The 12,391-nt window shown below is 67.5% G+C and carries 11 protein-coding genes; 3 read left to right on the top strand and 8 right to left on the bottom strand.

Going from position 1 to position 12,391, the window contains the following annotated elements:
* Positions 1-2 precede the first annotated feature (2 nt).
* Genes EH231_RS11915 through EH231_RS11945 form a run of 7 tightly spaced genes read right to left on the bottom strand, consistent with a single transcriptional unit; the run spans position 3 to position 8,461 of the window.
* The gene (locus EH231_RS11915; RefSeq protein WP_124712477.1) at positions 3-989 is read right to left on the bottom strand and encodes a cyclase family protein; all 987 of its coding nucleotides are present in this window, start codon (positions 987-989) and stop codon (positions 3-5) included.
* 14 nt (positions 990-1,003) lie between these two features.
* A complete protein-coding gene (locus tag EH231_RS11920) occupies positions 1,004-1,861 on the bottom strand; it encodes a coniferyl-alcohol dehydrogenase (protein ID WP_090435062.1) in 858 nt (285 codons plus the stop codon).
* Between the two features lie 14 nt (positions 1,862-1,875).
* Positions 1,876-3,183 (bottom strand): LLM class flavin-dependent oxidoreductase, encoded by a 1,308-nt coding sequence (locus EH231_RS11925; protein ID WP_090435058.1) that lies wholly within the window; start codon positions 3,181-3,183, stop codon positions 1,876-1,878.
* Positions 3,180-4,994, bottom strand: a complete 1,815-nt coding sequence (locus tag EH231_RS11930) for an FAD-binding protein (RefSeq protein WP_124712478.1) — start codon at positions 4,992-4,994, stop codon at positions 3,180-3,182. Before EH231_RS11930 ends, EH231_RS11925 begins: the two co-directional genes overlap by 4 nt.
* A complete protein-coding gene (locus EH231_RS11935) occupies positions 4,991-5,914 on the bottom strand; it encodes a 3-carboxyethylcatechol 2,3-dioxygenase (protein WP_241177936.1) in 924 nt (307 codons plus the stop codon). The genes EH231_RS11930 and EH231_RS11935 overlap by 4 nt, the downstream gene beginning before the upstream one ends.
* Positions 5,871-7,553 (bottom strand): bifunctional 3-(3-hydroxy-phenyl)propionate/3-hydroxycinnamic acid hydroxylase, encoded by a 1,683-nt coding sequence (locus tag EH231_RS11940; protein WP_124712480.1) that lies wholly within the window; start codon positions 7,551-7,553, stop codon positions 5,871-5,873. Before EH231_RS11940 ends, EH231_RS11935 begins: the two co-directional genes overlap by 44 nt.
* Positions 7,550-8,461, bottom strand: coding sequence for an alpha/beta fold hydrolase (locus EH231_RS11945; protein ID WP_124712481.1), 912 nt, complete (start codon positions 8,459-8,461; stop codon positions 7,550-7,552). The genes EH231_RS11940 and EH231_RS11945 overlap by 4 nt, the downstream gene beginning before the upstream one ends.
* Positions 8,462-8,591: 130 nt before the next feature.
* Between EH231_RS11945 and EH231_RS11950 the strand changes: the two genes are divergently transcribed.
* Genes EH231_RS11950 through EH231_RS11960 form a run of 3 tightly spaced genes read left to right on the top strand, consistent with a single transcriptional unit; the run spans position 8,592 to position 11,520 of the window.
* Positions 8,592-9,317: an IclR family transcriptional regulator gene (locus tag EH231_RS11950; protein WP_090435043.1), complete on the top strand. Its 726-nt coding sequence runs from the start codon at positions 8,592-8,594 to the stop codon at positions 9,315-9,317.
* A 14-nt stretch (positions 9,318-9,331) separates the two neighbouring features.
* Positions 9,332-10,945 (top strand): FAD-dependent oxidoreductase, encoded by a 1,614-nt coding sequence (locus tag EH231_RS11955; protein ID WP_090435040.1) that lies wholly within the window; start codon positions 9,332-9,334, stop codon positions 10,943-10,945.
* Between the two features lie 17 nt (positions 10,946-10,962).
* Positions 10,963-11,520, top strand: a complete 558-nt coding sequence (locus EH231_RS11960) for a TetR/AcrR family transcriptional regulator (protein ID WP_241177938.1) — start codon at positions 10,963-10,965, stop codon at positions 11,518-11,520.
* On the opposite strand, the gene meaB is transcribed toward EH231_RS11960, so the two are convergent.
* Complete coding sequence (gene meaB, locus EH231_RS11965; protein WP_090435303.1) at positions 11,509-12,390, bottom strand: methylmalonyl Co-A mutase-associated GTPase MeaB; 882 nt, start codon at positions 12,388-12,390, stop codon at positions 11,509-11,511. The genes EH231_RS11960 and meaB overlap by 12 nt on opposite strands.
* Between the last annotated feature and the right edge of the window lies 1 nt (position 12,391).

Below are 12,391 nucleotides of genomic sequence, written 5' to 3' on the forward strand. Positions count from 1 at the left end.
CCTCACTTGATCGCAATGGGATTCACCGGCGAACCGACAGCACCGGTGATGCGCAGCGGCGGGGCGATGAGCTGGAACTCGTAGACGCCGTCGGCCGCGCAATCGGCCGCCAGTGCGCCGAGGTCCCAGTACTCACCGAGCATCAGGCCCATGTCCCGCAGACACAGCATGTGCATCGGCAGGAATGTGCCTTCGACACCGTTGGCCGGGTCGGGGTCCTCGACCATCAGGTTGTCCGCCGCCACCGCCGCCACCTGGTGGTCGTGCAGCCACGACGCGCAACGCCAATCCAGCCCCGATCCCGGTTCGGCCCCGTCACCGTTCGTCAAAAATCTTGTCCACCAACCGGTGTGCACCACCACGATGTCACCGGGCGTGACGGTAACGCCCTGCGCCCTGGCCACCTCGTCGAGCTCGGCCGGCGTGATCGGATTGCCCGGTTCCAGGAACTGCTCGGCGCCGCGGTGACGGACCACATCCAGCAGTACGCCGCGAGAGGTGATGCCCTTGCCGTCCACTTTGTCGATACCGCAGTGGAAGGCGCCGAAGCTGGTGACCGAATCCGCCGGGAATCCGTTGTAGAGCTTGTCCTCGTAGTAGACGTGCGACAACGCATCCCACTGAGTGGCGGCCTGCAGCGGCATCACGATCATGTCGTCGTTGAAGCGGAACGGGTTGTCCACGAAGAACTCGCTGACCTGGTGGGCCACCGAGTTACGCAGCCACTGCGGGCCGTACTGCGCCAGTGTGTTGGCGTCGCCGCCGTCCACCGTCATCACATGGGTCGGGTTCTGCCGGAACTGGAACGCCCCCTGCGGGCCGGCCGAGGAGAAGTCCCCGCCGAGCGAGAACACCTTGCCCTTGGTGACCAGTGACGCACCCTGCACGACCTTGTCGGGGGTGATCAGGTTGAGCGTGCCCAGTTCGTCGGCATCGCCCCAGCGGCCCCAGTTGCGCACATCGTCGGCGACCTTGCGAAAGTCGCTCATCGTCCCGGCCAAGCTCAGCTCCTCTGCACCGAGTCGTCGGCGGTGTCGCCGACCGTTCCGTCTACAGCATCGACCAGAGCCGCCTCCCGCTGGGCCAGAATGCCGCCATCGGCCCAGATCACCTGCCCGGTCACGTAACTGGCGGCCGGGCTGCCCAGGAACGCCAGCAGCGACGCCTGTTCGGCGGCCTCGGAGTTGCGGCCGAGCGGGGTGGTGAACGAATCGAGGTACTGCTGACCGTAGGCCGAGCGCAGCTGGTCGAGGATGGGGGTATCTGTGACGCCCGGCCCCGTGCAGTTGATCCGGATGCCGCGGGCACCGAGTTCGGTGGCCCGCCACATCACGTAGAGAATCGTCGCCTCCTTGGACAGCCGGTAGCCACCGTCGGCCAGAGCATCGGGATGGTCGGCGCACCACCGCAACCCTTCGTCGACCGATCGCGTCCGGATCAATCCCGCTGTGGTGGCACGGTTTTCGCGGTAGGCCGACGCTGCCAGCGAGGACACCGAGGTGATCGATCCGCCCGGCGCGATGCGCTGTTCCACCGCCTCGGTGAACTGTCGCGTTCCCAGGAAGTTGATGCGCACCACGAGCAGTGGATTGCCGATGCCGGAGGACACGCCGGCCACATTGAACAGGGCGTCGACCGACCCGTCGACCGCGCCGGCGGCACGGTCGACGGACTTCGGGTCCGCCAGGTCGAGTTCGATGAACTCATCGGGCAGGTGATCAGGTGGCCGGATGTCCAGGCCCGTCACCCGGGCACCGAGCTCACCCAGGGCACGGGTGACCTCGGCGCCGATGCCCGACCCGCAGCCGGTGACCACGACGTGTTTGCCGTCGTAGCGCACCAACTCGCTCAGTAGGGTCACGTGTGCGGCTCCGCTCAACCCGAGGTTTCCCGAGCCGTCTTCTCGGCCTGGGCCGCCTTGACCCGGCCCTCGTTGATCTCGGCCATCGCCTCGGGAATCTCACCTGCGGTGAATTTGTCGCGACCGGTGGGCAGCCCACCGAAGGCGTAGGTCTCGTCGAACAACGGGGCGTCCGACGGACGGCGGCGCGACTCGACCTTCTCGATCACCGGCTCCAGGCGCTTGGCCTTGTCCGCCACCGCCTTTGCGTCCCGCTCGATGAACTCGGGCAGGATCTCCTTGCCCATGATCTCGATTGACTCCATGGTGCCCTCGTGGCTGCGCGGGTTGAGCAGCAGGATGATCTCGTCGACCCCGCTCGCCTCGTAACCGCGCAGGAATTCGCGCACGGTGTCGGGCGAACCGATGGCGCCGCGGCCGGGACCATAGGCCAGCGACGGGTCCTCCTTGACCGCCTGCTCGTACCGCTCCCACACCTTGGTGCGGCCGGGGGTGTGCATGCCGGTCAGGTAGTAGTGCATGATGCCGAACGAGAAGAAGCCGCCGCCGATGCCGAGCCGCTTGAGCGCCTCTTCGTCGGACTTGGCCACCATCATCGACAGGTCGCCGCCGATGGCCAGGATGTTGGGGTTGATCGCCGGCGTGATCGGAGCACCCTGTTCTTCGAATTCCTTGTAGTACCCGTCAACCCGCTCCTTGAGCGCCTCGGGACCGGTGTAGGCGAAGCTCAGCGCACCGATGGCCTTCTGGGCCGCCATCTGCACCGACGACGGGCGCGTGCACGCCACCCAGACCGGCGGGTGCGGTGACTGCAGTGGCTTGGGGATCACATTGCGGGCAGGCAACTCGACGTGCTCGCCCTTGAACCCGGTGAACGGGGCTTCGGTCATACAGCGGATGGACACCTCGAGGGCTTCCTCCCACATGGTCCGCTTGTCGGCGGGATCGATGTTGAAACCGCCGAGCTCGGCGACCGAGGATCCCTCACCCGTGCCGAACTCCACTCGACCGCGCGACAAGTGGTCCAGGGTGGCAACCCGCTCGGCGATCCGCGCGGGGTGGTTGATCGGCGGCGGCAGGTGCATGACACCGAAGCCGAGCCGAATATCCTTCGTCCGCTGGCTGGCCGCGGCCAGGAACATCTCCGGTGCGGTGGCGTGGCAGTACTCCTCCAGGAAGTGATGCTCGGTCAGCCAGACAGTCGAAAAGCCGGCCTTGTCGGCGGCCTCCACTTCGTCCAGGCCGTCCTGGAACATCTGGAGTTCATCGTCGTCGGACCACGGGCGCGGCAGCGCGAACTCGTAGAACAGCGAGATCTTCATCGATTTCCTCCTGAGGGGTTACTGACGGTGTCCTGGATTTGTTGGTTGGCTGCTTGTGAAACTGGTTGCGCGACAGCCTGTTGGGCACTCCGGTCAGCGATGTGTCTGGCCGCCACGTACCCGAATGTCATCGCAGGCCCGATCGTCGCGCCCGCACCGGCGTAACTGCGGCCCATGACCGCCGCCGAGACGTTGCCCACCGCATAGAGCCCATCGACGGTGGTCTCGTCGGCGCGCAGCACCCGGGCGTGTTCATCGGTGCGCAGGCCGCCCGAGGTGCCCAGGTCGCCGAGGATGATCTGGAACGCGTAGTACGGCGGCTTGCCGAGCGGGCGCAGATTCGGGTTCGGCAGGGTCGGGTCGCCGTAGTAGTTGTCGTACGCGCTGTCACCGCGGTTGAAGTCGTCGTCGTGCCCGCCGTGCGCCAGCTGATTGAACCGCTCGGCAGTGGCCCGCAGGTTCTGCGCGGGCACACCGATCTTTCCGGCCAGCTCCTCCCAGCTGTGCGCCTCGACCACGACACCCGAATCCAGCCAGGCCCGTGGCACCTGGCGCCCGGTGGGCACCGGAGCGAACGGAATCTTGGGGATGGGCAGGTGCCCGGCCACGACGTACCGGTGGAACGAGTCGATGTCGGTGACCAGCCAGCACGGGATGTGCCCGATGCCGGACTGCTGGCCCTCGATCATGGCGTGGGCGAAGTCCATGTAAGGGGCGGCTTCGTTGATGAACCGCTTGCCGTCGCCGTTGACGACGAACTGCGACGGCATCATGCGCTCGTTCAGCATGAACTGCAGCCGGCCGTCGGGCCAGCAGATCGCCGGGAACCACCACGCCTCATCCAGCAGTTCAATGGCGCCGCCGGCCTTTTGACCGGCCCGGATGCCGTCACCGGTGGCAGCCGGATTGCCGAAGCTCCAGTCCTTTTCGAGCACCGGCAGATGTTCCTTGCGCCACGCCATGTCATGGTCGAACCCGCCCGAGGCCAGGATCACGCCCCCGGTGGCCCGGATCCGCAGCGGCTTGCCGTCACGCTCGACGACGGCGCCGAGTACCGCGCCGTCCGCACCGGTGATCAGCGAGGTCATCGGCGCATCCAGCCACAGCGGGATGTCGTGCTGCTTGAGCGCCAGCCGCATCCGCGCGGCCAGCGACTGGCCGATGGCGGCCATCCGGTCACCGAGCACCCGGGCCCGCACCATCCGCCAGATCAGCTTGAGCAGCACGGCCTTGCCGCGCCAGTTCTGCCGGATCTGGTAGAAGAGCCGAAGATCCTTGGGGGCGAACCAGATTCCCTTGGGCGCCAGGGCCAGCGGGGCGAGCAGCTCCTGCTCGTGCTCACCGAGCTTGCGCAGGTCGATGGCCGGGACGTTGATGGTGCTCCCCTGCGCCGAGCCGCCGGGCAGTTCCGGGTAGTAGTCGGCGTAGCCGGGTTTCCAGACGAACTCGAACCAATCACTGTTGTGCTCGAGGAAGTCCATCATCTCCGGCGCGGCCTCGACATACTTGCGGAGCCGGGCGTCGCTGACCGTGCCTTCGGTGATCTGCTTGAGGTAGTCGAAAACCCCGTCCGGTGAGGGCACATAGCCGGCACGACGCTGCGACGGCGCCCCGGGTACCCAGATCCCGCCGCCCGACAACGCGGTGGAACCGCCGAAGTGGGAGGACTTTTCGATCACGAGGGTATCGAGACCGGCCGCGTCGGCTGCCAACGCAGCCGTCATGCCGCCGCCGCCGGAGCCGACGACGAGCACGTCGACCGTTTTGTCGAACGTCTGCTCGGCGGTGTGTGCACTGGTGTCTGAGGTCATGCTGCGATTCCTACCGCCGTCCTGATTGCGAATCCTGCGATCAATTCCGGTGCCGCCCGGTAGAAGTGATTCCCCGTCCGGTACGGCCCGTTGACTGCCAGCGCCGCGAATGCGGCCACCCAGGTGCGGATCTCGTGCGCCGAATTGCCCCCTTCGGCGGCGATGAAGGCGTTGGACCAGCTGTCCAGATCCGTCAGCCGGCCCTCGTCGAAGATCTCCAGCAGACTGTGGTCCCAGTCGGGATTCAGCGGCCGAAGCGCACTCTGCCCATGGGCGAAGTCGTGGGCGGCCTGGCTCACCGCGGACTGCCGGGCCATGCGCTGTTCAGCGGTCATCGGGACTCCGTGCACGATCCGGTCCAGGGCAGCCGGCGGTGCGGTGGCCAGCGTCGGCACCGGTGGGTCGTGCGACAGCCCACCGGAACCCAACACCAGCACCCGCTTGTCGAGGGTTGCCAGGTAGGCGCCCACCGCCGCCCCCAGCGCGCGGGACCGCGACAGCGGACCCAGCGGGGTGGCAACGGAATTGATGAAGATCGGCACGATGGGACGCGCGGTCGCCTCGCCGAACAACTCCTGCAGCGGCTGCACGGTGCCATGGTCGACGTCCATGCTCGTCGAGACGGCGACGTCCACCCCGGACTCCCACACCGCCTCCGCGCACTGCTGGGCGATGTCACCGGCAACGTTCAGCGCACCCAGGTATGTCCCGTAATCCCCCACTCCCGTTGCGGCGGTACCGATGCAGAACGGGGGCATCAGCCGGTAGAAGAACCCGTTGTAGTGGTCGGGCGAGAAGGTGACGACCAGTTCGGGGTCGTAGTCGGCAACAAACGCGCGAGCACTCCCGACCGCTGTTCTGATCTCGTCGAGGAGATCAGCCGACGGTCCCGGAAGATTCAGCAGTGGGCTGTGGGACATACAGCACAGGGCTACTGGCATCGTTCGCACCTCCCTCCAGCACATGCAGTACGTCGAACAGGGCATTGCTCAGTTCCGGGGCACGCTGGGCGATGTCGGCACCGGCTATGCAGCGGTCCGGGCGCAGCACCAGCACAGATTCCGCGTGCACGTCGAACCAGGCTTTGAGCGCACCCGTGCGGTCACCGACGATCACCACGGAGCCGTCGTCGCTGTCCGCGTCGTGCCCGGTCCAGAACAACTGGGTCTGCGGGCGGGCCGCGATGAACTTCGCCCCCAGGGCTTTCCAGCGCTGATAGGCCCGCTCGCCGAGCAACGCGCGTGGATTGTTGTTCCAGCACAGCACCGCGAAGTTCAGCCCGATCACATCGTCGAGCAACACGTTCGACTGCTCGCGGGTGTCCACCCGCGGCTGGATGAACAACGTGCCGGCCGGAGCATCGGGTGTCGGCGGCTTCGGATGGTAGACCGCACCCTGGTCGTACCGCGGCATCGGCTTGAACCGCATCTCCAGCACGTAGCGCTTGAGCGCCGGAACCACCGACGCACCGCGAATCAGCTTGTCCCGCACCACCGCGATCTTGCGGTTGGTGGGCGAGATGACCCGCCCCACCAACGTCGACAGGTCGATCATGGCCCTGGCGTGCTTGCGGCGCTCGGTGTCGTAGGTGTCCAGGAGTGCGTCGCCGGCCTGCCCGTTGACCACCGCGGCCAGCTTCCAGCCGAGGTTGGCCGCGTCCCGGATGCCGCTGTTGTAGCCCTGGCCCTGCCACACCGGCATCAGATGCGCGGCATCGCCGGCCAGCAGGAACCGGTCCTTCCGGAAGTTCCCGGCGATACGGGAATGGTGGGTGTAGACCCGGCGACGGATCACGTCGACCTTGTCGGGATGCGGTACGAACGGAGCGAGCAGCCGCGCGACGAATTCGGGATCCTCGGCCTGCTCGTCGGTTTCGTCGGCGTGGATCATGAACTCGAACCGGCGGATGCCGTGCGCGATCGAGATGGAGGCGTACGGCCGATCCGGGTCGGCACCGACCTCGCTGTTCGGATGTCCCAACGGATCGTTGGCCAGATCGACCACCACCCAGCGGGTCGGCGAAGTGGTGCCGTCGAACGACACCCCCATCAGGCGGCGGGTGGCGCTCCGGCCGCCATCGCACCCCACCACATAGCGCGCCCGCACCGCGGGCACGTCCGGACCGAACTCGACCGTCACTCCGTCAGCCGTCTCGACCGCCGCTTCCATCCGGCGACCCCAGGCCACCTGCACATGCTCGAACCGGTCCATCCCGACCAGCAACTGCGCGTCGACCAGCGGCTGGACGAAGCCGTTGCGCTTGGGCCAGCCGAATCGTGCGTCCGGAGGCGCCATTTCGGCCAGCAGCCGGCGGTGACCGTCGTAGAACCGCAGGATCTGGTTGGGCACGGTGTGCGGCAGGACCGCCTCGACCAGTCCGATGGACTGGAACGTCCGCAGCGATTCGTCGTCGAGTCCGACTCCCCGGGGGTAGTCGATGAGGGTGTCGCGTTCTTCCACCACGAGCGTTCGGACACCCTGGATGCCAAGAACATTCGCCAGGGTCAGGCCGACCGGCCCGGCCCCGACGATGATGACGTCGACCTCTTGGTCGGTCACGCCGGCTTCCCCAGCAGGAATTCCAGATGCAACCGGTTGAACGTCTCAGGGTCTTCGTATTGCGGCCAGTGCCCGCAGTCCGGCATCACCTCGAACCGGGCACCGGGGATCATCGACGCGATGCGCCGGCCCTCGCTGACGTCGGCGGTCGGGTCATCACTGGTCCACAGCACCAGAGTGGGCGCAGTGATCGCTCCGTATTCCTTCTCCCCCAGCAGGTTCCGCGCGCGGATCTCCGGGTCCTGCAGTGCCATGATGTCGCTCATCGCGGCGACGAAACCGGGCTGGCGGTACACCGCCTGGCGACTCGCCACGATGTCGTCGTAATCCTTCGTCTTGTCGGCCATCAGCCACTTGATCCTGGCCTGCACGGTCTCCCAGCTCGGGTTCTCCGCGGCCGCCATGGACAGCGTGATGATCCGCTTCATCACCTCGGGGTCGGCCTGTGAACCACCGGCGGTGTTGAGCACCAACCGATCGACGCGGTCCGGGTGATCGGCGGCGGCCCGCGCGGCCACCCAGCCGCCCAGCGATTCACCCGAGATATGGGCACGCTGCGCACCGATCGTGTCGAGGAAGGCGATCAGATGGTCGACGTAGTGCGCGACCTCCAGCGGATGGCCGGGCTTGTCGGTGTAGCCGTGCCCGAGCATGTCGATCGACCACGTCGAGAAATGCTCGGCATGAGATTCCAGATTGCGCACATAGGCCTCGGCATGTCCGCCCGACCCGTGCAGCAGAACCAGCACGGGCAGCTTCGGGTCACCGGCATGCAGGTAGCGGGTGCGGATGCCGCCCACATCGAGGTAACCCTGCGAGAACGCCACGCCCTGCAGGTCAGCCCAGACGCTCTCGTGCTTGGTGGCCGAAACGGAACCGGATGCCGGCCCGGCGGCAGTGCTTGTCATGTTCCCCTCTCCGACGGTAAAGAGAATGATATTCTCCAAATTTGTAAGCACTTTGCTCATATAGCGCACATCAGAGTGCATTATTATCAGAGCATCACTCTCGCGGTTCTATCTGTCAAGGAGGGGCGCGATGCCGGCCAAGGCAACCCAGCCGCAGGCACAAACGAAGACCGACAGCACCCCCAACGGGGTGCCGGGTTCACAGACGCTGGCGCGCGGATTGAGCGCGCTCGCGGCCATCGCCGCGGCCCCGACCGGGCTCACCGTGCAACAGGTCGCCGACCACGTCGGCGCCCATCGCACGATTGCCTACCGGCTGCTGGCCACCCTGAGCCAGTTCCGGTACGTGACAAAGGGTGAGGACGGCCGCTACCGGCCGGGTGCCGGGCTGGCGGCGCTCGGTTCGTCCTTCGACAACAACATGCGCCAGCTCAGCGTCCCGACCCTGCGCGCACTTGCCGACGAGCTCGGCAGCACGGTGTCGTTGCTGGTGGCCGAGGGCGATCAGCAGGTGGCGGTCGCGGTGATCGTCCCGACGCAGGTGTTCTACCAGCTGTCCTTCCACGAGGGCAGCCGCCATCCGCTCGAGCGCGGCGCCGCCGGAGTGGCACTGCTGGCGAGCATGCCGCCGCGTCCCGGCGAACGCGAACTGGTCCGCGAGACCCGCGAACAGGGTTGGGTGATCACCCACGGCGAGATCGAACCGGACACCTATGGCCTTGCGGTGCCCGTGCGCCGGCGTCTGCCGTCGCCGCCCACCTGCATCAATCTCATCTCGCACCGCGAAGACGTCGTGCTGAGCGGCAAGGACGCGGTGGTCCGGGCAGCAAACGAACTATCAGCAATTCTGTACTGAAAGGCGATGCGCACATGACGGATTGGGACAACGAGGTCGACGTCGTCGTACTGGGCAGCGGTGGCGCAGGGCTCACCGCCGCGCTGACCGCGTCGGTCAACGGCGCCTCGGTCGCGATCTACGAGAAGGCGCCCACGGTCGGCGGCACGACCGCGGTCTCCGGCGGCATCGTCTGGATCCCGGCCCACGACCGCAGCGCCGACGGGCCACTGCCGGTCGCCGACGCGATCGACTACCTGCAGGCCCAATCGTTGGGCTACATGGATGCCGATCTGGTCGACACCTTCGTGCGGACCGGCCCGGCAATGCTCGACTTCGTCGAGGAACACAGCGAGCTGCGTTTCGCCGTCGCCGAGGGCTTTCCCGATTACAAGCCCGAGCTCCCCGGCGGGCGCCCGGGCGGCGGCCGCTCGCTGAGCGCGGGCCCGGTGGATCAGGGCAAGCTCGGCGCCTGGCGAGACCGGATCACCTCGTTCCCAGCGGATTTCAGCAACGTCGGCATCGACGCGGAGACTCGCGCCCGCATTCACGCCGTCTACGACGATCCCGACGCCGACCTCTGTGTCGCCGGCACCGCACTGATCGCCGGTCTGCTGCGCGGCCTGCTCGATCGCGACATCCAGCCGGTCACCGAGGCCCGCGCGATCGAACTGGTCGGTGACGCCGACAGTATCGCCGGGGTGCGGATCAGTGTCGATGGCGCCGACGTGACCGTGCGCGCCCGCAGCGGCGTCGTGCTGGCCACCGGCGGATTCGAGTGGGACGCGAAACTGGTCGAGGCCTACCTGCGCGGCCCCATGCGCGGCGCGGTGTCCCCGCCCAACAACACCGGCGACGGGCTGCGGATGGCGATGGCACACGGCGCCGACCTGGCCAACATGGGTGAGGCGTGGTGGGTTCCGATCGTGCAGATCCCCGGTGACACCATCGACGGTCATCCCCGTAGCCGCAGCGTGCGACTGGAACGCACCCGGCCGCGCAGCGTCATCGTCAACCGGGCGGGCAAGCGCTTCCTCAACGAGGCAGGCGAATACAACTCGATGGCGGGCGCCTTCCAGTACCTCGACCCCAAGATCGGCTACGCCAACGACCCGGCCTGGATCGTGTTCGACTCCGTGCACCTGCAGCGCTACGGCTTCCTCGGCGTCGAACCCGGCGACGCGGTGCCGGACTGGTTCTGCGAATCGGCCACCCTCGCCGAACTCGGCGCCAAGACCGGTATCGACGCCCAGGGCCTGGCCCAGACCCTGAACCTGTGGAATGACAATGTCTCCCGCGAGGTCGACCCGGACTTCGGCCGCGGATCCAGCGCGTACGACGGTTACTGGGGCGACAACTCGGCCGCCACCCCGGCAGGCCAGACGCTCGGGCCCCTCGACACCGCGCCGTTCTACGCGGTTCCCGTCAAGATCGGCGCGATGGGCACCAAAGGCGGCCCGCGCACCGACCGCGACGGCCGGGTCCTGCACGTCAACGGCGCCCCGATCCCCGGCCTGTTCGCCGCGGGCAACGCCATGGGCGGGGTGACGGGCAAGGCCTACGGCGGGGCCGGCGGCACCCTCGGTCCCGCAATGGTGTTCGGTTACCGCAGCGGCTATGCCGCGGCTACGGGCAAGTCGGTGAGCTGATCGGCTACGGTCGAGACGTGCTCGGGAACCCGCGCAGCGCAGCTCAGACCCGCATTCTCGATGCGGCGCTTGAGCTGATCGCCGAGCACGGGGTCAGCGGCACGTCGTTGCAGATGATCGCCGACGCACTCGGCGTCACGAAAGCCGCTGTCTACCACCAGTTCAAGACCAAGGAAGCCATCGTCATCGCGCTCACCGAGCGTGAACTCGGCCAGCTCGAGGATGCGCTGGAGGCGGCCGAGGCCGAGGGCTCGCCCACCCGGGCTCGGGAAGTCCTGCTCACCCGGGTGATCGACATGGCTGTATCGCGTCGACGTGCCGCCAGCACACTGCAGTTCGATCCGGTCGTGGTGCGACTGCTCGCCGAACACGAACCGTTTCAGCAGTTCATCGACCGGCTCTACTCAGCCATGCTCGGTGACCAGTCCGGCGACGGGGCACGGGTCCATGCGGCGGTGTTGTCCGGCGTGATCAGCGTCGCGGTGATGCACCCGCTGGTGACCGACCTCGACGATGACACCCTGCGCGCCGAGTTGCTGCAGACTATGCGACGCGTCCTGGCCCTACCCGGCTGAATCCGCGATCAATTGCGCCGCAGCACTGTACGGATCGGTGGTGCCGTCGGCCACGGCGGCAGCCAACCCGTCCAGCTCACCGTGATTGCGAAGCAAGGTCTGGGCTAGCGACAGGATCTGGGTCCTGGCCCGCGCGGCGCGGCGCGCCGGGGTGTCGGATCGGTGGTGAGCGTCGATGGCATCGACCAGATCGGCCAGCCCCTCCCCTTGAGCCGCAACGAGTTTGAGCACCGGAACAGTCGCCTCGGCCCGAAGGTCACGCGCAGTCTGATCGGCACCCTCGCGGTCGGCCTTGTTCACCACCACCAGGTCGGCGACCTCCAGCAGTCCGGCCTTGGCGGCCTGCACGGCGTCACCGGCACCGGGGTTGAGGATCACCACGGTCGGGTCGGCGATGGCGGCGATCTCGATCTCGGACTGCCCTACGCCCACCGTCTCCAGCACGATCAGGTCGTAGGCCAGCGCGGCCAGCAGCCGGATCGCCGCGGGTACCGCGGCAGCCAGCCCACCCAGATGCCCACGGGTCGCCACCGATCGGATCAGCACATCGGGATCGTTGATGTGGGCGGCCATCCGGATCCGGTCCCCGAGTAACGCACCGCCGCTGTACGGCGACGACGGATCCACCGCCAGCACCGCGACCCGCAGACCGCGCTCTCGGTAGGCGCCGACGAGCGCGCCGACCGTCGTCGACTTTCCGGCTCCCGGCGGCCCGGTGACCCCGATGACGCGCGGAGATGCCGGGCCGAGCACCGCGAGAACCTCGTCGCGACGGTCGCTTTCGACCAGGCTCAGCAATCGCCCGACGGCACGCTGGGACCCGCCGCGCGCCGCGGTGATGAGCTCCTCGATGCTGGGTGGGCTGGTCATC

Source organism: Mycolicibacterium nivoides, from assembly GCF_003855255.1.
In the GTDB taxonomy this organism is placed as follows: Bacteria; Actinomycetota; Actinomycetes; order Mycobacteriales; family Mycobacteriaceae; genus Mycobacterium; species Mycobacterium nivoides.

Bases quoted from the DNA above. Each gene is read 5' to 3' on its own strand.
- EH231_RS11950 (WP_090435043.1), top strand. From the start codon at position 8,592: ATGCCGGCCAAGGCAACCCAGCCGCAGGCACAAACGAAGACCGACAGC.
- meaB (WP_090435303.1), bottom strand. From the start codon at position 12,390: ATGACCAGCCCACCCAGCATCGAGGAGCTCATCACCGCGGCGCGCGGC.
- EH231_RS11930 (WP_124712478.1), bottom strand. From the start codon at position 4,994: ATGACCTCAGACACCAGTGCACACACCGCCGAGCAGACGTTCGACAAA.
- EH231_RS11955 (WP_090435040.1), top strand. From the start codon at position 9,332: ATGACGGATTGGGACAACGAGGTCGACGTCGTCGTACTGGGCAGCGGT.
- EH231_RS11945 (WP_124712481.1), bottom strand. From the start codon at position 8,461: ATGACAAGCACTGCCGCCGGGCCGGCATCCGGTTCCGTTTCGGCCACC.
- EH231_RS11925 (WP_090435058.1), bottom strand. From the start codon at position 3,183: ATGAAGATCTCGCTGTTCTACGAGTTCGCGCTGCCGCGCCCGTGGTCC.
- EH231_RS11935 (WP_241177936.1), bottom strand. From the start codon at position 5,914: ATGTCCCACAGCCCACTGCTGAATCTTCCGGGACCGTCGGCTGATCTC.
- EH231_RS11915 (WP_124712477.1), bottom strand. From the start codon at position 989: ATGAGCGACTTTCGCAAGGTCGCCGACGATGTGCGCAACTGGGGCCGC.